This window comes from Roseivirga sp. YIW32 (assembly GCF_057219245.1).
The window spans coordinates 734,185-751,588 of record NZ_JBXVVG010000001.1 but is presented as its reverse complement, the minus strand read 5'-3'; the positions used below and the strand labels follow the sequence as shown (position 1 = coordinate 751,588).

Below are 17,404 nucleotides of genomic sequence, written 5' to 3'. Positions count from 1 at the left end.
AGTCTTTCAAAAAATTAAACTCTACTAAAGACTAAAGAACATTTTTAAAACAACAGATAGTTATGAGTGATTTTTTAACAACAACAGCTGAAGTATTACAGAAGCCAACTTTCAAAGACCAATACGACAATTTTATTGGTGGAAAATGGGTAGCACCTACCAAAGGTGAGTATTTCGAAAATGCATCGCCCGTCGATGGCAATGCCTTTACTAAAGTAGCCAGGTCAACTGAAGAAGATATCGAAAAAGCAATTGATGCAGCTTGGGAGGCTGCCAAAACATGGAACCTTTCTTCCGCGACAGAACGCAGCAATATCTTATTGAAAATTGCCGATCGCATGGAAGAAAATTTAGAGGTTTTGGCGAGAGCCGAAACATGGGATAACGGCAAAGCCTTGAGAGAAACAAGAGCAGCAGATTTACCTCTCGCCATTGACCACTTCAGGTATTTTGCCGGGGTCATTCGTGCCGAAGAAGGCTCTGTGAGTGAATTGGATAGCCAGACCGTCTCGATGAACGTGCTGGAACCCTTAGGTGTTGTCGCACAGATCATTCCTTGGAATTTCCCTTTATTGATGGCGGCTTGGAAGGTGGCTCCGGCGCTAGCAGCAGGAAACTGCGTGGTATTGAAACCAGCAGAACAAACACCCGTTGGCATCATGATCTTGATGGAATTGATCGAAGATATCCTTCCCGCAGGTGTACTAAATGTAGTCAATGGATTTGGAATTGAAGCCGGTAAACCATTGGCATCCAGCCCAAGAGTAGAAAAGGTAGCCTTCACGGGAGAAACCACTACAGGCCAGCTGATCATGCAGTACGCTGCAAAAAACATCAAACCGGTAACGTTAGAATTAGGAGGTAAATCACCAAATGTCTTCTTTGAGAGCATCATGGAAGCCGACGATGAATTCTTTGATAAATGCCTTGAGGGAGCAACCATGTTTGCGTTGAACCAAGGAGAAGTATGTACATGTCCTTCCAGACTGTTGGTACAAGAAAGCATCTTTGACGCTTTTATCGAACGCGTGGTGGAAAGAACAGAGGCTATCAAATTAGGTCATCCTTTAGACCCTGAAACCATGATGGGTGCTCAAGCTTCAAATGAGCAATTTGAGAAGATCATGAACTACATTGACATTGGAAAAGAGGAAGGCTGTGAAGTATTAACAGGAGGTAAAGCGGCATATAATGAAGGACTTGAGGGTGGTTATTATATCATGCCTACCATTTTGAAAGGGAACAATAAAATGCGGGTATTCCAAGAAGAGATCTTTGGTCCTGTGTTGTGTGTCACCTCATTTAAAGACGAAAAAGAGGCACTGGAAATTGCTAATGACACGCCCTATGGATTAGGCGCAGGAGTATGGACAAGAGACATGCATCAGGCTTATCAAATATCTAGAAACATAAAGGCAGGACGTGTTTGGGTAAATTGCTATCATGCATATCCAGCACATGCACCTTTTGGAGGATACAAGCAGTCAGGAATCGGTAGAGAAACACATAAAATGATGCTCTCTCACTACCGACAAACCAAGAATATGCTGATCTCCTATGACAAGAAAGCCTTGGGATTCTTTTAATGACTTCAAGAGTAACGGCTTCAGCAAAAGCCCAAGCCACCATTGAGCAATTACGTCACTCCCATGGAGAATTACTTTTCCATTTGAGTGGCGGTTGCTGTGATGGTTCGGCTCCGAGCTGCTTATCCATTGAAGATTTTATGATCAATGAAAGCGATGTCTTATTGGGCACTGTTTGCGATTGCTCATTCTATATGTCATCCAACCTATTTGAGTATATGCGTTATAGCCAAATCCATCTAGACATTATCGAAGGAAAAGGCAGTGCATTTTCGTTAGAAGTCCCCTTAGGCTATCGATTTATCGCTAGAACTCGCCTAATGACCGAGTCAGAAGTAAAGTTCAATGCCTCAAAAACAAAGAAATCGGAACAACTACCCGAATCATAGACTACCTTCTGTTGGTCTAAAGTAGAAGCCCCGCAAATGCGGGTTTTTTATTTATCTTCGCAAGGATGAAACAGCTATCAAAATATCTTTTGGTAACCTCCCTGTTGCTTTCAAGCCTGAACATGGCGAAAGGGCAAGTGTTGATCTCATTACTCCTTGGCGATAAATTGAATTCGGATGGATTGGAATTTGGTCTTGAAGGGGGGTTCAACTGGAGTCAAGTCACTGGGCTAGAAACCAATGATTATAATCGCACATTCAACCTTGGTTTTTATTTTGATATACGCATAAAAGACTCTTGGTCGCTGTACACAGGAACCTTGGTCAAAGCAAGTATGGGGGTCGGAAATTTAACGGTTAATGATCTGGTCACCGTAGGAAGCACTCCTAATCCCGACCCGGGGAGCTATGATCAAGAGATCAGGTATTTTCTAGTCCCACTTTTTCTGAGGTATCATTTTCCTAATCGGATCTATGTAGAAGCGGGGCCACAGCTTGGACTTATGCACCAAGCTTTTGTTGAGTTTGAATCAAGCAGTGACGATCCAGAAATTCGCATCAAAGACTACAACAAAGAAGCCATCAACACCTTTGCATTCGGCTTGGCGGCTGGCATCGGTTATAAACTCCAACCTGGCCCGAAAGGCATGAGCATTGGATTTAGCTATCATCACGGGCTCAGCCGTGTATATGAGTCTATTGACTCTTACAACAGAGGGCTATTTCTCAAATTGAATATTCCTATCGGTGCAGGCAAAGTCGAGAGTGAATCCACTAGTTCGCATTAAGAAAGTCTAATGTGCGCTGTTCAGCATAAGTGAACTCTTTTCCGCTTTGAACAAAGCCGACATGGCCTCCCCTTTCCGGTGCTTCTAAATAAATGTTTTGTGACTTTTTGGCTAGATCATAGGGGAAACAATTCCCTTCCAATAATGGGTCATTGAGGGCATTTAAGATCAACACTTTCTTAGAGATCTTCTCAAGAAAAGGGTATGGGTCACAAAACTCGTAGAACGCCTTGGCATCTTTAAATCCATGCAATGGACCTGAATACTTATCATCAAATGCTTGCAATGTTGACATCTCGTCTAACCCTTCAATATCAATTTCGGGGAATTGCGCCGCCTTTGCTCTGATCTTGACTTTCAGCTTTTTTAAGAATCGCTGCTCATAGACTTTATTTTCTTTGTAATTCAGCGTTTTGGCACTTTCGATCAAACTCAGAGGTGCTGAGATCACAACGGCTTTTCTGATGCTATCAGGTACGGGAAACTTACTTTCCTCGCCCAGGTACCTCAGGGTTTGCCCCCCTCCCATGCTAATTCCAACCAATGCAATTTCTTCATAAGCATTGGCTTTCTCCACATGTTGAATCACAGACCGTAGGTCATAGCTAGCGGCATGATGATACAGGATCTTTTGTTTATTGATCTCACCATTACAACTTCTGTTGTTCCATGCGGCAACGTCCCAGCCCTTGGCATAAAAAAGCTTGGCTAACCCCCTTGCATAATGTCGATCCGAACCTCCTTCTAAGCCATGAGAGATCACGAGCAGCTTCTTATGACCAGCTCTTAACCAATCGATGTTGAGAAAGTCGTCATCAGGTGTGTCAATTTGTTCTCGTTCATAAGCCACCCCTTTCACATTTCTGAACATGCTAGGCAAAATGGTTTCAAAATGTCCATTCAAATAATAAAATGGCGGTCCCTTATAATTACTTTCGAGTAGAGGCATTTTCGTACACTATATTCAAGCGCAAGGAACAAAAACCCTCGAAAAGAACAAGTATTAGTTGAAAAGTGAGTGTAGATTTTATGATGACAAGCAACCGCCTATTCATAGCCTTTCTATTTTCGTTTGCCCTGGTCTCTCTGAAAGGACAGACCGTTTTGATCTTGAACCAATCAACCAACGAACCGATCTATCAGGTCACTATTCAAGAAAAAGGATCTGATAGCGGTGCGGTCACTGACGCTTCTGGTAAGGCCAGCTTAGGCAATTTCGATGCGGGGAGTATTTTGATCTTTAGACATCCGAGTTTTAAACCTGTACAGTTGAGCATGCAAAAGCTTGCTGCCCAAGAGTTCAGGCTGTTTATGGTTGAATCCATTACGGAAACAGGAGAAGTGGTCATTTCAGCGAACAAATGGGAACAGAATAAACGTGAAATCCCACAAGAGATCGCAGTTTTTGAAGCCAAGGAAATCACCTATGCCGAACCGCCGACCACAGCCGACCTGCTCGGTATGAACAGTGAAGTATTTATTCAAAAAAGTCAATTAGGCGGTGGAAGCCCAATGATCAGAGGCTTTGCAGCGAATGCCGTTCTCATCGTTGTGGATGGAGTACGGATGAACAATGCCATCTATCGGAGCGGCAACCTTCAAAATGTTATCACACTCGATCCAAACAATCTTCGAGAAGCGGAAGTCGTGTACGGCCCTGGTTCTGTGATCTACGGAAGTGATGCCTTGGGCGGTGTGATGGATTTTCATACGATAGAACCCAGTTTCAACGACTCCGGTTTAGCCTTTACAGGAAGTGGTTTCGTTCGTTATGCCTCAGCAGCGGATGCCGTCACAGGCAACCTCAATTTTCAAATTGGGACCAAAAAATTCAGCTCTTTTACAGGCATTACCTACTCAACCTTTGGTGACCTTAGAACAGGCAGCAACAGAACGGAAGAATTTCCAGATTTTGGTAAACGATTTGAATACGTTCAAAGACAAGGTGATACAGACGTCGTAGTGACCAATTCAAATATCAACGAACAAATACATTCAGGATATGATCAATTCAATTTTCTTCAGAAATTCCGATGGAAAACAAGCAATTTTTCAGACCTCACCTATTCTTTTCACTACTCGAACTCCTCTGATATCCCACGTTACGAACGATTGATCGAAAGAACAGGTCAGGGCAACCTGAGGAGTGCAGAATGGTACTATGGCCCTCAATTGTGGCAAATGCATTCATTGCAAATGCGCTATTTCTATCCAACAAAACTTTTCGATCAAATGAAGGTCGTTACGGCCTATCAACAAGTAGAAGAAAGTCGAAACGACCGGCGATTTGGTCGTGATCAGCTGAGAACCAGAGAAGAATTTGTAGATGTTCTTTCATTGAATATCGACTTTGAACGCTCCTTTGGATTCAATAATGAGCTTTACTATGGAGTGGAATTGGTTGGAAACCAAGTCGATTCAAGAGCAAAATCAACAAACATCGTGTCAGGTCAGGTTTCTTCAGAAAGCACAAGATACCCTGATGGAGGAAGCACCTATAATTCGGCGGCAGCGTATTTGAGTCTAAAGAATGAATTGAGCCAAAAACTCATCTTTTCTTCTGGACTGCGCTATAGTTTCGTTAAGATCAATTCGAAATTCGAAGATCGGAGTTTTTATGATTTTCCTTACGATGAGATCGATTTAGCCAATGGTGCGCTGAATGGAAGTCTTGGTCTAGTGTATTTACCCAATAAGAACTGGAAGCTCAATGCCTTGGTCTCCAGCGGATTTCGCTCACCAAACATCGACGACATTGGAAAGGTTTTTGATTCTGAACCTGGTGTGGTCATTGTTCCAAATCCCGAGCTCAAACCTGAAACTTCTTACAATTTTGAATATGGAATCAATGCGCAGTTCGACAACGGTTTCGAATTCGGTGTGGTCAACTACTATTCAGTACTCGATAATGCCATGGTCAGAAGACCATTTACTTTCGATGGCCAAAGTCAACTGCTGTATGACGGAGTGTTAAGTGATGTATTTGCTGAGGTCAATGTCGGTGAAGCCTACATTTGGGGGCTTAGCGCTAGGCTTCGTTATCGTTTGTCCAATGGGTTGGCTGTTCACGGAAATGTGACTTATACACAAGGGCGAGACACGGTAGAGGACCTTCCTTTGCGACATGTCGCTCCCGTCTTTGGACAAACAGGCATTGCCTATGAGGGAAGTAAATTCCGTTCCAGCTTTGTGATGCGATTTAGTGGTGGAATTGCTTTCGAAGACCTAGCCCCTTCAGAACAGAATAAGCCTCACCTTTACACAAGTGATGGCGCATTGGCTTGGTATACACTCAATCTGCTTAACTCATATCAGCTCAACGATATGCTCAGCATTAACCTCAATTTCGAAAACTTATTGGATACACATTATCGTCCATATTCTTCAGGAATTAGTGCGCCAGGTTTCAATGCCAGCTTATCTTTGCGGGTAAAATTTTAATTTCAACGATAATCCTCTTGAATTATGGCAATGCACGTAGGAATTGCTGGCAATATTGGTTCTGGAAAAACCACTTTGGCTAAAATGCTCGGAAAGCAATTTGGTTGGGAAGTGTTACTGGAATCGGTGGAAGACAATCCCTACTTAAAGGATTTTTATGAAGACATGGGCAGGTGGTCTTTCCATTTGCAGGTCTATTTTCTTAATAGCAGATTCAATCAAGTGGCCAAAATCGATGCCTCTCCCAACGGTTCAATCCAAGACAGGACCATTTATGAGGACTGTGAGATTTTTGCCAAAAACTTGTACCAGTCGGGGCATATGACCGAACGAGATCATCAAAATTATTTGGAGCTTTATCACTCCATGATCAAACATGTCACCCCTCCTGATTTATTGATCTATTTGAAAGCAGATATCCCTAAGCTCGTAGCCAATATTCAGAAAAGAGGCCGGTCTTATGAGGAATTGATCCGAATCGAATACTTGAAACACCTCAATGAACGCTACGACGAGTGGATCAGCAATTACAAGGAAGGCAAAGTGTTGACAATTGATGTCAATGAATTGGATTTTGTCAGCCGCATCGAAGATTTTGCATTCATTGTAGAAAAGATCAATTATGAACTCAACAGTTTATTCTCATAAGCTGAGCTAAGTCATAAAATAGGATAAAAAAGCAACCTACCTTTGAGGCATTAAATAACTCTACTTTTTTATCTCACTACGTCCCGCTTATTTTTTCGGGACATTTTTTATTCTCCTTTTTCAATGATCTCCCAAGTATGGTCTGACAGCAATTTAGCCGTACAGATAAACGCCTGAAAAGGTAAGCTATTCCCCCACTCTGCAGGTGCCACCATCGACAACACATCTTCTCCCTTCTTATTGGTGTAAAGGTGATAGATTTTACCGATCAAGGGCTGAAAAGTCATTTTGGCTTGGTATATCCTCTCAGAAACTTCTACTCTTGTTTGGATGGTTTCCGCTTGCTTTGCCAAAAGCTGCATCTGTTCGTAGATCTGCTTCATGTCAAGCTCCGTCTGCTCATACATGGCAGAAAGAGACCTTCCCTTGATCTTCCCTTTGTCCTCGGGTTTGATCATTGCACCACCTACAGTGTGTGGGAATGGAATGATCCCCGGATTCTCCGTGGTCATTTCTTCCATCCGCTCCATATCGATCTGGTCGATATCTATTTTTTTACCTGATTTCTTCTGTGCCAATTTGCTTTTCTTTATCCTTAAGGGAATCCTGTTTCTCTGGAACGATCGACTCTTCCATGTATGTTTTTGAACCTGGAAAAGACGTTTTTGTCGCAATATCATAGCCCACAAAAATGGTGGCTGCGATAAAAAGTACGGCGACTATCAAAAAGACCTTTTTTGACCGCTTCATGTGTAGTGAAATCTATTTCTCCTCATAAAGTTCGAGAAATCTGTACTATTTTCAAGAAAAATGGAGAAGGAGGCGACAATTAGAAAAATCATTCACGTAGACATGGATGCTTTTTATGCCTCAGTTGAGCAATTAGACGATCCGGAATTACTCGGAAAACCCATTGCTGTGGGAGGAAGCAGAGAACGAGGAGTAGTGGCTGCAGCAAGTTATGAAGCTCGTACATTCGGTGTTCACTCGGCCATGTCTTCTAAACGTGCCTATCAATTGTGTCCCGATTTGATCTTTGTCAAACCTAAATTCGAACGTTACAAGGAGATATCGGAGCAAATCAGGGAGATCTTCTATGACTATACGGACCTGGTTGAACCTCTTTCTTTGGACGAAGCCTTCCTCGATGTCACCAAGAATAAAAAAGGAATTCCCTCTGCGACGTTGATTGCGAAAGAGATCAAGCAACGCATTAAAACAGAACTTGGTTTGACAGCATCTGCCGGTATATCGATCAACAAGTTCTTGGCAAAAATCGCCAGCGATTACGACAAGCCCGACGGGCTGACCTTGATCGGCCCGGAGAAGGTGCACTCCTTTCTCAAACAATTATCCATTAAAGATTTCTTTGGCGTAGGCAAGGTGACCGCCAAAAAAATGGAAGATCTAGGCATCTATAAAGGATCCGACCTGTTAGAATGGTCTAAGGAAGGACTTTACCTGAAGTTTGGAAAATCCGGTCTCTCCTATTATGATATTGTTCGAGGTAACGATAATCGACCTGTGAATCCTCACCGCAGTAGAAAATCGCTTGGCGCTGAGCGAACCTTTGATGAAGACCTTACCGAACTGAGCCCCATGTTGGAAAATCTTTCGCTCATTGCAGAAGAAGTACAAAGAAGGTCAGCAAATGCCAAAAAACATGGAAAAACACTCACGCTTAAGGTGAAATTCAAGGATTTCACGCAAATCACACGGAGCATGACAATAGAGGAGCACATCACGTCTGAACAAAAGATAATGGAACTGACCGAAAGCCTTTTACGCGATATCCAATGGTCAGAATTTGCCGAGGGCGTTCGGCTTTTGGGCATTACACTTTCAAACTTTGACGAAGAAGTTCCGAAACCTGTGCCTTCCGAGCTGCAACTTACTTTGGAATTCTAATGAACTAAGTAGAAATTAGGCGTTCACTTGTATCACATCTTATGGGAAAAGTCATCATTTCGAGCCACAAAGAGTTTGAATCATACATTGGAAAAGAAATTGGTGTCTCTGACTATTTACGCATCGATCAAGAACGCATCAATGCGTTTGCAGACGCTACACTTGATCATCAATGGATTCACTTGGACGAAGAAAGGGCCAAAGAAGAAGGCAAGTTTGGGGGAACAATTGCACATGGTTACTTGACCGTATCGTTGCTACCCTACCTCTGGCAACAGATCGCAGAAATTCGAAACATCGAAATGATGATCAATTACGGCATAGAAAAATTAAAATTTAACCAGGCGGTAGTAGTTGGCAGTGAAGTCCGTCTTCGAGTGCTGTTGACTTCCTTGGCTGATCTCAGGGGCATTTCAAAATGTCAATTGAATGTGGCATTGGAAGTGAAAGACCAAAAGAAACCTGCCTTTACCGGGGAGTTCATTTTTCTCTACCATTTCAAGAAATAGTTCACCTTTTTCTTACATACAATTCCTTTTGCACTTTTGCCACCAGTGCCTGTTCCTTGTCTCTTATTTCAGTAGAAAGAATGGGTAAGTATTTACCTTCTAGATCCACTTTTTGCTTGATTTCCTCTATTTGGGTACTACTGAGCTTAAAGTCACAATACATGGTGCCCTTACCTGGTTTTATGAACTCGATTTTAGAAGACTTGTCCCAAACGATATAGCCTTTGTCCAGATTCATCATTAAGATAAACACATAAAAAGGGTCTGTCATCGAGGCTAATGAACCACCAAAATGAGTACCGAAGAGGTTTTTGTTCCACCAATGCATCTTCATGATCACCTGAATATGACGACCATCTTCACTGATCTTTTTTACCCATATGCCTGCACCGAGAAAGGGCGGATAAAAATTGATGAGTTTGAGTTTTGTTCTAGTTGAGATTCTGAACATCCGGAAGATTCGCTTAATTTTGACCAAAGAAAACGAATAATCGAATGACAGCAGAAATTCAAACAGAAAAAGGGACAATGACTGTAGAGTTCTATGAAAATGACGCGCCGAATACGGTAAAAAATTTCACAGACCTCTCTAAAAAAGGTTTTTATGATGGATTGACCTTTCACCGGGTCATTCCCAACTTCGTGATCCAAGGAGGTTGCCCCGATGGCACCGGTGCTGGTGGGCCCGGCTATTCTATAGATTGCGAACTAGATGGCGACAACCAATACCACGACAGAGGTGTGCTTTCCATGGCCCATGCAGGAAGAAACACAGGGGGTTCCCAATTCTTCATCTGCCATAGCAGAGACAATACGGCTCATTTAGATCGAAACCACACCTGCTTTGGAAAAGTTGTAGAGGGCTTAGACGTCATCGACGATATCAAGCAAGGGGATAAAATTGAAAAGATCGTGATTCACGAAAACTAACAGAAAGCCTCAAAAGAGGCTTTTTTTTAGCTGCTTTTTATAAAATCTGTGACCAAATAAGCCAAAGATTTTCCTGCCACTAACTCCTCTTCCTTTGTCTTTGGAGCCGCTTCTGCCAAGTGCAGATAAACTGGTTTTAAGGCAGTTGTAGTCTTTCTCACAAAATAGCGCATCTGTTCCAAAGAAAAACCACTTGGGGAAAGCGCGCTACTCGGCATCATCCTAATGGCGTCCATATCTACCTCTAAACCAATGGGACAATCTCTGCTTTGCAAGAATTCAATGGAAGAAAGCAGTAATTTATCAGTATACTGGATGTCCTCTAAAAAGGTATACTTCACTCCTTGTGAAGAATCCATTGACTTCAACATGTTCTCGGAATTGTAATTCTGATGAAGACCAAATACAGCATAGGCGTTCAACACCTTCCGCTGCATGGCATAAGAAAATCCATTTCCACTATGCCTTCCCTCTAGGGCTCTAAAATCTGCGTGCGCATCAAAATTCAGCACATTAACAGGACCTATTTGAGCTGCAACACCAGAAATAATGGGCAGCGCATTATTGTGTCCGCCACCGATGATGATCGGAATTATTCCGTGTGCTACAATCTGCTCAACGATTGGCTGAACCCGTTCATCGATCTGCTCACACATCAGGTGCAATTTTTGGAAATAGTAATCCGAGTTGGGGTCTAATTGAAGCGCTTCAGTTTGTAGATCGACCAAGTCTACTTCGCCTAAAAGCACTAGTTCCTTGCCATCTAAAAAACGATTGCTCTGCACATTCAATAAATAGGGCAAGAATGCACGAAAAGCATTCTCCGCACCTGCTTTCCCTCCGTTGCCCAGTGGACCAATACATTCAGGAATTCCTAAAATCGCAAACCGCACACCCTTTTTTACTAAGGCCGGTAGGTCCTCCACTTTTCTATCCAAAAGCCTGACGCGCTGACCTAAACGATGCTCACCTTTTCTCACTTGAAGCAGACTGTTCAAGGTAGATGAATCAAAAATGTTGAGGTGAGCGAATGACATGACCGAAAATAATGAATTCCCCGACGCGATTGCGCCCGATACGATTTTTAAAAGAATGATTAATTGATAAATTCATCTAAAACTTAAGCCCTAGAACATGGAGTACACCCCTGAGGAAGTCAAGATCTTTATAGTAGAAGACGACCCCGTCTACCTCAAAATGGTCAAGTACATTGTAGAATTAAACCCTGACCACGTCGTTGAAACTTTTCAAAATGGAAGGGACTGTCTTGCAAGGCTCCATGAAAACCCTGCCGTGGTGACCTTGGATTACTCACTGCCCGATCTGCCCGGCGAAGAAGTGCTGCAAGCCATACTTTCATATAACCCCGAGATCAAAGTGATCATCGTTTCTTCTCAGGAAAGCATCAACACAGCTGTAGGCTTATTGAAATTCGGCGCATACGATTACATCACCAAGGATAATGAAACCAAAGATCGCCTCCTCAATTCGATCAATAATGCAAAGCAGCATGCTTCTATGAAAGAAGAGATCGTTCATTTGCGTGAGGAGATCAGTGAAAAATACGACTTTGAAAAAAGCATCATAGGCGATAGTAAAGCCATGCAGAAGGTTTTCAAGCTGATGCAAAAAGCGGTGAAGACGAACATCACGGTGAGCATTACTGGTGAAACCGGAACCGGCAAGGAAGTAGTTGCTAAGGCAATCCACTACAACTCAGATCGGAAACAAAAACCTTTCGTTGCTGTAAATGTGGCTGCCATTCCCGAAACACTGTTGGAAAGTGAACTATTCGGACATGAAAAAGGTGCATTCACTGGAGCCTTAGCGCGTAGAAAAGGTAAATTCGAAGAAGCGCATGAGGGCACCTTATTTTTAGATGAAATCGGTGAAATGGACATCAGCCTACAAGCCAAGTTACTGCGCGTACTTCAAGAGAGAGAACTAACGCGCATAGGAGGCAATGAGGTCATGAAGTTTGACGTGCGGGTCTTAGTTGCTACCCACAGAAACCTGGCCGAAGAGGTAAAGAATGGAAATTTCAGAGAGGACCTTTATTATCGGCTGTTGGGAATCCCCATTGAGCTTCCGCCCTTGAGAGACCGAGAAAAAGATATACTGCGCATAGCAACACACTTCTTAGACGCCTTTGCAAAGGAAAACAACCTGCCCAAGGCAAAACTGAGCCCAGAAGCTCAAGAAAAAATCATGAATTATTCTTGGCCAGGAAATATAAGAGAATTGAAGTCGGTGGTTGAGTTGGCCACCGTCATGGCGGAGGACAGTCTCATCCAAGCGGAAGACATCAACCTTCAGCACCTTCGAAAAGAAGGACAATTCCTTCTCGAAGAAATGACCTTGCGCGATTACACCTTCAAGATCATTCGCTTTTACTTGGACAAATACGACGACAATGTCCTAAAAGTAGCTGAGAAGCTCGATATCGGTAAATCAAGCATTTATCGCTACCTGAAAGAGATGGAGGATAACTAGGCCGAAAGCTCAACCTTTAGGGCTACCGCAATATGCCAAAGTAGTGTCTTCTAATGAAAAGGTTTAGAGATGACACCCTGTACCCTACTGGATGCAGCAAAATGCTCTAGTTCAACCTTCGGGCAACCGCTCAACACAATAACTGGCAAATGCTCTAGCAAAGGGTGTCCGGATAAGGCCTTGATGAAGTCATTTCCAGACAGCTGAGGCATTTCCAAGTCAGTGACCACAAGATCTGTTACATTTCCTTCCAACAACCATTCTAAGGCTTCTCTCCCATTAGCCAAGGTGGTCAATTCATACCTCTCGTTCAAAACCTGATGAAGGATGAGACGCGTTGAAAGGTCATCGTCAATAACTAAAATTCGCTTTTTCATGGACAGCCGTTTCTCAATCCATGGCCAAAGCAATGCCAATACGCGGCAAACTAACAAAGCCTTGTTCTAGTGACGAAAAAGGCTGTTTTCATGGATATCCCGGGGAGGCAACCATTTTTCTCTTCATTTTCGGGACAAGAATTCCCATTTTTAGAAATTCTCATCACCAAACATATAAATGCCACTTTGAAAAAAAGGAAGTTGTACTATGTTTGATGATATAATTCCTGCTCATGAAAAACCTATTAACCTGTTTACTCTTAATCATTGCATTCCACGTTGCCTATGGTCAACAAAAACCCTTAACTGCACTAACAGTAGAAGAGATCATGCAAGATCCGGATTCGTTCATCGGGACGTCTCCGTCTAATATAACCTGGTCCAAAGATGGCCAACGCATTTTCTTTAACTGGAACCCAGCGAATGAACGTTCTTCCTCAACGTATGTGATCGATAGAAAAGGCGGAACTGCCGAAAAATCTGATGATCGTTTGGAAGGTTGGCCCTCTAACTACCGTTGGGATTCAAAAAAAGAGCAGATTGTCTTCGAAAGAGGCGGTGATGTGTTCATCAAGAACATCAAATCGGGAAAAGAAACCCAACTTACCTCCACTAACGCGTCTGAGAATAACCCGGCATTTCACAAGGACGATCAGATCACCTTTATCGCAGAAAACAACCTCTTCTTGATCAACTTGAGCCAAAATTTAACCCGCCAGCTGACCAACTTCAATTTCCCTGAAGAAGAGGGAGAAAGAGAGAATAACAATTCCTCAGGAGGCAATAGCGAACAAGACAATTGGCTTAGAAGAGACCAAGCCTTAACCTCAGCACATCTCAAAGAGCAACGAGATGGCGGTGGAAGAAGAAGGAATTTTTCTCGCTTCATGAATGACAGAGGTGACTACCTCAGTCAAATCGAGGTAGACAATGCCAGCCAAATCCAGCTATCGCCAGATGGTCAATTTGTTAGTTTTCGCGTCTATAAGGCCCCAGAAAATCCCGCAAAACGTACCATTGTACCCAACTACGTAACACAAAGTGGCTACACAACAGACCTCAACGCAAGATCAAAAGTAGGTGGCGACCAGGGCGTTTTCCAGATGGGCATCTACCACATTGAAGCCGATTCCTTTTATCTACTGGACCAAAGCCAATTACCAGGTATCCAAGACCTGCCGGACTATGTCTCAGATTACCCGGATAAGGAATGGGAGAAAAAAGACCGTATCGTTTCAGCAAACGATATCATTTGGTCTGCTGATGGCCAATATGCCGTTGCCCATTTTGCTTCACTCGATAACAAAGATCGTTGGATCATGCGCCTGGTTCCCGAAACTGGAGAATTGATTACCCTTGATCGACAGCGTGACGAAGCATGGATCGCCGGACCGGGCATTGGCAGTGAATATGGCTCAGGCACCTTGGGTTTCATGCCAGACAACAAGACCATCTACTTTCAATCAGAAGCTAGTGGATATTCACATTTGTACAGTTATGATCTCTCCAGTGGTGTCAAAAAACAATTGACCGAAGGCAATTACGAGGTATATGACCCCTTTCTCTCCGAGGATGGTAAAAAATGGTATTTCACGGCCAACATGAAACATCCGGGTATCCGACATTTCTACTCGATGCCAGCCAAAGGCGGCAAAATCACTCAACTCACCACCATGGATGGCAATAATGAAGTAAGCCTTTCTCCAGACGAGTCGCATTTGGCCATTCGCTACTCATACATCGACCAACCTTGGGAGCTCTATGTGCAGGAAAATAAACCAAATACGGAGCCAAAAAAACTGACTGAAAGTCTCAAAGAAGGTTTTCAACAATACGACTGGCATCAACCTGAGGTCACTACCTTTACTGCTGAAGACGGAGAAGAAGTTTACTCAAGGCTTTATAAGCCTGAGAACCCTAATGGCGCAGCAGTAATTTTTGTACATGGTGCCGGCTATTTGCAAAATGTCCATTATTGGTGGAGCAGCTATTTCAGAGAATTTATGTTCAACAACTTACTGATGGCCAAAGGGTATACGGTCTTGGATATTGACTATAGAGCTAGCGCCGGTTATGGCAGAGATTGGAGAACGGGCATCTACCGACACATGGGAGGTAAAGACCTCTCTGATCAAATTGACGGTGCACAATTCCTGATCCGTGAGCATGGAGTTGACCCTGACCGAATAGGCATGTACGGCGGTTCTTACGGCGGATTCATCACGCTCTTCGCCATGTTCAATCATCCGGATGTGATCTCCTCAGGTGCTGCTTTGCGGAGCGTCACCGATTGGGCGCACTACAATCACGGCTATACGGCTAATATTCTGAACAGCCCCATTGAAGATCCTCTTGCCTACAAGAGAAGCTCACCGATTTATTTTGCAGAAGGTTTAGAAGGAAATCTCTTGATCGCCCATGGCATGGTTGACACCAATGTACATTTCCAAGATGTGGTCCGTCTTGCTCAACGCTTGATCGAGCTAGGTAAGGACAATTGGGAAATGGCCTTATACCCTGTCGAAAACCACGGTTTCACTACCCCAAGTAGCTGGACAGACGAATACAAACGCATTTTAAAATTATTTGAAACGACCATTGGTCAAGATTAATTCTACTCTATGAAGCAACTGATCCTCCTGACCATGTTAAGCGCTTTTATGTATGCATGTAGCCCGAAGAATGAGCGAGGGCTTATCAGTGAAAAAGCGATGGTCGTTTCGGCTCATCCTTTGGCAAGTGCTGTGGGGAAGGAAATCATGGCAAAAGGCGGGAACGCCGTCGATGCAGCCATTGCCACCCAATTCGCCTTGGCCGTGGTCTATCCCGGCGCCGGCAATATTGGTGGCGGTGGTTTCTTAGTCGCTCGTATGGCCAACGGTGAGATCGCTACCCTTGACTACAGAGAAAAAGCCCCGCTCAACAGCCGAAAAGACATGTACCTCGATGAAGAAGGAGAAGTGATCGAGGATGCGAGCATTCGGGGGCACCTTGCCGCGGGTGTGCCAGGCACTGTTGCAGGTCTTTATGCTTCCCACCTCAAATACGGTAGCATGGATTGGAAAAAGCTAGTGCAGCCGGCCATTGACCTTGCCGCAAATGGTTGGGCCTTGACCGCAAGAGAAGCCGCCAATCTGAACAGAAACCGAGAAGCCTTGATCACCTACAATACCGTCCAGCCTGACTTTTTCATCGCAGAAGAAGGCACTGCTTGGCAAGAAGGTGACGTGGTCAGTATACCCGAACTAGCCGCCACATTGACAAGAATCCGGGACAACGGAAGAGATGGCTTCTATGAGGGAGAAACCGCACGCTTGATCGTAGAGGAAATGAAAAGAGGGCAAGGCATCATTACCTTGGAAGACCTGAAAAGCTATGAAGCGAAATGGCGCGATCCGATCAAAGGGAAGTACAGAGCATACGAATTTATCTCAATGCCTCCCCCCTCCAGTGGTGGAATTGCCTTGAGCCAGCTGTTCAACGCTGTAGAGGATTACGACCTGTCAAGCATGGATTTTCATGGAGTGGAAAGCATGCATTTGATCGCCGAAGCAGAGAGAAGAGTCTACGCCGACAGAGCGGAACATCTGGGGGATGAAGACTTCTACGACGTTCCAAAGGAAGGCTTAATGAATAAAGCTTACATGCTGGAACGCATGAACGACTTTGATCCGAATCGAGCCACTTCCAGTGACGCTATTGGTGCCGGAAATCCCGCACTCTACGAAAGCAACGAAACCACACATTTATCGGTGGTCGACCCGATGGGCAATGCAGTATCTGTTACGACCACCTTGAATGGAGGAATGGGCAGTAAAGTATATGTTGGTGGAGCAGGTTTCTTGCTGAATAACGAAATGGACGATTTTAGCATTAAACCAGGCACACCAAACATGTTCGGTCTCGTTGGTGGTGAAGCCAACGCCATCGCTCCTGAAAAGCGAATGCTCAGCTCCATGACACCAACCATCATCACCAAAAACGGTGAGCTCTTTATGGTTGTCGGAACGCCGGGAGGTTCTACCATCATTACCTCCGTTTTCCAAACTGTTTTGAACGTGGTAGAATGGAACATGGGCATGCAGGAAGCGGTAAACGCGCCGAGGTTTCACCATCAATGGCTTCCTGATGGAATTTCAGTCGAGCGCAATGGTTTTTCACCCGAAGTAAGAGGTACATTAGTAGAAATGGGCCATCAATTCTTTGAACGAAGCGCCATAGGCAGAGTAGATGCTATTCTGGTTTTACCAGATGGCCGCCTCGAAGGGGGCGCTGACCCAAGGGGCGACGACAATGCTGCAGGATTCTGATTATATTTAATCATGCGATGTCATT

The 17,404-nt window shown here is 43.9% G+C and carries 17 protein-coding genes; 11 read left to right on the top strand and 6 right to left on the bottom strand.

Annotation, left to right across the window (positions count from 1 at the left end; translation table 11 throughout):
* Positions 1 to 62: 62 nt before the first annotated feature.
* The 3 genes from AC2D6U_RS03700 (at position 63) to AC2D6U_RS03690 (ending at position 2,763) form a co-directional block, all read left to right on the top strand.
* Positions 63 to 1,586: an aldehyde dehydrogenase family protein gene (locus AC2D6U_RS03700; protein WP_484719595.1), complete on the top strand. Its 1,524-nt coding sequence runs from the start codon at positions 63 to 65 to the stop codon at positions 1,584 to 1,586.
* The gene (locus AC2D6U_RS03695) at positions 1,586 to 1,975 is read left to right on the top strand and encodes a DUF779 domain-containing protein (protein ID WP_484719594.1); all 390 of its coding nucleotides are present in this window, start codon (positions 1,586 to 1,588) and stop codon (positions 1,973 to 1,975) included. Before AC2D6U_RS03700 ends, AC2D6U_RS03695 begins: the two co-directional genes overlap by 1 nt.
* 122 nt (positions 1,976 to 2,097) lie before the next feature.
* Positions 2,098 to 2,763 (top strand): porin family protein, encoded by a 666-nt coding sequence (locus AC2D6U_RS03690; protein ID WP_484719593.1) that lies wholly within the window; start codon positions 2,098 to 2,100, stop codon positions 2,761 to 2,763.
* Here AC2D6U_RS03690 and AC2D6U_RS03685 read toward each other — a convergent pair.
* On the bottom strand, positions 2,750 to 3,712 hold the full coding sequence (locus AC2D6U_RS03685; RefSeq protein WP_484719592.1) for a YheT family hydrolase: 963 nt from the start codon (positions 3,710 to 3,712) through the stop codon (positions 2,750 to 2,752). The two genes, AC2D6U_RS03690 and AC2D6U_RS03685, sit on opposite strands and share 14 nt — an antisense overlap.
* 80 nt (positions 3,713 to 3,792) lie before the next feature.
* Here AC2D6U_RS03685 and AC2D6U_RS03680 point away from each other — a divergent pair, with 80 nt between their 5' ends.
* The gene (locus AC2D6U_RS03680; RefSeq protein WP_484719591.1) at positions 3,793 to 6,204 is read left to right on the top strand and encodes a TonB-dependent receptor; all 2,412 of its coding nucleotides are present in this window, start codon (positions 3,793 to 3,795) and stop codon (positions 6,202 to 6,204) included.
* A 30-nt stretch (positions 6,205 to 6,234) separates the two neighbouring features.
* Entirely contained in the window at positions 6,235 to 6,852 is a 618-nt protein-coding gene (locus AC2D6U_RS03675) for a deoxynucleoside kinase (protein ID WP_484719590.1), read from the top strand.
* A 107-nt stretch (positions 6,853 to 6,959) separates the two neighbouring features.
* On the opposite strand, the gene AC2D6U_RS03670 is transcribed toward AC2D6U_RS03675, so the two are convergent.
* Positions 6,960 to 7,430 (bottom strand): DUF2452 domain-containing protein, encoded by a 471-nt coding sequence (locus AC2D6U_RS03670; protein ID WP_484719589.1) that lies wholly within the window; start codon positions 7,428 to 7,430, stop codon positions 6,960 to 6,962.
* Entirely contained in the window at positions 7,408 to 7,602 is a 195-nt protein-coding gene (locus AC2D6U_RS03665) for a hypothetical protein (RefSeq protein WP_484719588.1), read from the bottom strand. Before AC2D6U_RS03665 ends, AC2D6U_RS03670 begins: the two co-directional genes overlap by 23 nt.
* A gap of 60 nt (positions 7,603 to 7,662) precedes the next feature.
* On the opposite strand from AC2D6U_RS03665, the gene dinB reads away from it, so the two are divergent.
* Entirely contained in the window at positions 7,663 to 8,760 is a 1,098-nt protein-coding gene (gene dinB / locus AC2D6U_RS03660) for a DNA polymerase IV (RefSeq protein WP_484719587.1), read from the top strand.
* Between the two features lie 41 nt (positions 8,761 to 8,801).
* Complete coding sequence (locus AC2D6U_RS03655; RefSeq protein ID WP_484719586.1) at positions 8,802 to 9,269, top strand: MaoC family dehydratase; 468 nt, start codon at positions 8,802 to 8,804, stop codon at positions 9,267 to 9,269.
* A 1-nt stretch (position 9,270) separates the two neighbouring features.
* Here AC2D6U_RS03655 and AC2D6U_RS03650 read toward each other — a convergent pair whose 3' ends face one another.
* Positions 9,271 to 9,720 carry a DUF4442 domain-containing protein gene (locus tag AC2D6U_RS03650; protein ID WP_484719585.1) on the bottom strand — a complete coding sequence of 150 codons (450 nt, stop codon included), beginning with the start codon at positions 9,718 to 9,720 and terminating at the stop codon, positions 9,271 to 9,273.
* A gap of 44 nt (positions 9,721 to 9,764) precedes the next feature.
* On the opposite strand from AC2D6U_RS03650, the gene AC2D6U_RS03645 reads away from it, so the two are divergent.
* Positions 9,765 to 10,199, top strand: a complete 435-nt coding sequence (locus AC2D6U_RS03645) for a peptidylprolyl isomerase (protein WP_484719584.1) — start codon at positions 9,765 to 9,767, stop codon at positions 10,197 to 10,199.
* A 26-nt stretch (positions 10,200 to 10,225) separates the two neighbouring features.
* Here AC2D6U_RS03645 and AC2D6U_RS03640 read toward each other — a convergent pair whose 3' ends face one another.
* Positions 10,226 to 11,236, bottom strand: a complete 1,011-nt coding sequence (locus AC2D6U_RS03640) for an arginase family protein (RefSeq protein WP_484719583.1) — start codon at positions 11,234 to 11,236, stop codon at positions 10,226 to 10,228.
* 97 nt (positions 11,237 to 11,333) lie between these two features.
* Here AC2D6U_RS03640 and AC2D6U_RS03635 point away from each other — a divergent pair, with 97 nt between their 5' ends.
* On the top strand, positions 11,334 to 12,692 hold the full coding sequence (locus tag AC2D6U_RS03635; protein WP_484719582.1) for a sigma-54-dependent transcriptional regulator: 1,359 nt from the start codon (positions 11,334 to 11,336) through the stop codon (positions 12,690 to 12,692).
* A 50-nt stretch (positions 12,693 to 12,742) separates the two neighbouring features.
* Here AC2D6U_RS03635 and AC2D6U_RS03630 read toward each other — a convergent pair whose 3' ends face one another.
* Positions 12,743 to 13,069, bottom strand: a complete 327-nt coding sequence (locus AC2D6U_RS03630; RefSeq protein WP_484719581.1) for a response regulator — start codon at positions 13,067 to 13,069, stop codon at positions 12,743 to 12,745.
* Between the two features lie 233 nt (positions 13,070 to 13,302).
* Between AC2D6U_RS03630 and AC2D6U_RS03625 the strand changes: the two genes are divergently transcribed.
* Positions 13,303 to 15,681, top strand: coding sequence for a prolyl oligopeptidase family serine peptidase (locus AC2D6U_RS03625; protein WP_484719580.1), 2,379 nt, complete (start codon positions 13,303 to 13,305; stop codon positions 15,679 to 15,681).
* A gap of 9 nt (positions 15,682 to 15,690) precedes the next feature.
* Positions 15,691 to 17,379 (top strand): gamma-glutamyltransferase, encoded by a 1,689-nt coding sequence (gene ggt / locus AC2D6U_RS03620; RefSeq protein ID WP_484719579.1) that lies wholly within the window; start codon positions 15,691 to 15,693, stop codon positions 17,377 to 17,379.
* The last annotated feature ends 25 nt before the right edge of the window (positions 17,380 to 17,404 follow it).

What these genes read in the sequence shown, in the direction of transcription:
- AC2D6U_RS03700 (WP_484719595.1), top strand. Translation starts at nt 63, where the DNA reads ATGAGTGATTTTTTAACAACAACAGCTGAAGTATTACAGAAGCCAACT.
- AC2D6U_RS03695 (WP_484719594.1), top strand. Translation starts at nt 1,586, where the DNA reads ATGACTTCAAGAGTAACGGCTTCAGCAAAAGCCCAAGCCACCATTGAG.
- AC2D6U_RS03690 (WP_484719593.1), top strand. Translation starts at nt 2,098, where the DNA reads ATGGCGAAAGGGCAAGTGTTGATCTCATTACTCCTTGGCGATAAATTG.
- AC2D6U_RS03685 (WP_484719592.1), bottom strand. Translation starts at nt 3,712, where the DNA reads ATGCCTCTACTCGAAAGTAATTATAAGGGACCGCCATTTTATTATTTG.
- AC2D6U_RS03680 (WP_484719591.1), top strand. Translation starts at nt 3,793, where the DNA reads ATGATGACAAGCAACCGCCTATTCATAGCCTTTCTATTTTCGTTTGCC.
- AC2D6U_RS03675 (WP_484719590.1), top strand. Translation starts at nt 6,235, where the DNA reads ATGCACGTAGGAATTGCTGGCAATATTGGTTCTGGAAAAACCACTTTG.
- AC2D6U_RS03665 (WP_484719588.1), bottom strand. Translation starts at nt 7,602, where the DNA reads ATGAAGCGGTCAAAAAAGGTCTTTTTGATAGTCGCCGTACTTTTTATC.
- dinB (WP_484719587.1), top strand. Translation starts at nt 7,663, where the DNA reads ATGGAGAAGGAGGCGACAATTAGAAAAATCATTCACGTAGACATGGAT.
- AC2D6U_RS03655 (WP_484719586.1), top strand. Translation starts at nt 8,802, where the DNA reads ATGGGAAAAGTCATCATTTCGAGCCACAAAGAGTTTGAATCATACATT.
- AC2D6U_RS03650 (WP_484719585.1), bottom strand. Translation starts at nt 9,720, where the DNA reads ATGTTCAGAATCTCAACTAGAACAAAACTCAAACTCATCAATTTTTAT.
- AC2D6U_RS03645 (WP_484719584.1), top strand. Translation starts at nt 9,765, where the DNA reads ATGACAGCAGAAATTCAAACAGAAAAAGGGACAATGACTGTAGAGTTC.
- AC2D6U_RS03640 (WP_484719583.1), bottom strand. Translation starts at nt 11,236, where the DNA reads ATGTCATTCGCTCACCTCAACATTTTTGATTCATCTACCTTGAACAGT.
- AC2D6U_RS03635 (WP_484719582.1), top strand. Translation starts at nt 11,334, where the DNA reads ATGGAGTACACCCCTGAGGAAGTCAAGATCTTTATAGTAGAAGACGAC.
- AC2D6U_RS03630 (WP_484719581.1), bottom strand. Translation starts at nt 13,069, where the DNA reads ATGAAAAAGCGAATTTTAGTTATTGACGATGACCTTTCAACGCGTCTC.
- AC2D6U_RS03625 (WP_484719580.1), top strand. Translation starts at nt 13,303, where the DNA reads ATGAAAAACCTATTAACCTGTTTACTCTTAATCATTGCATTCCACGTT.
- ggt (WP_484719579.1), top strand. Translation starts at nt 15,691, where the DNA reads ATGAAGCAACTGATCCTCCTGACCATGTTAAGCGCTTTTATGTATGCA.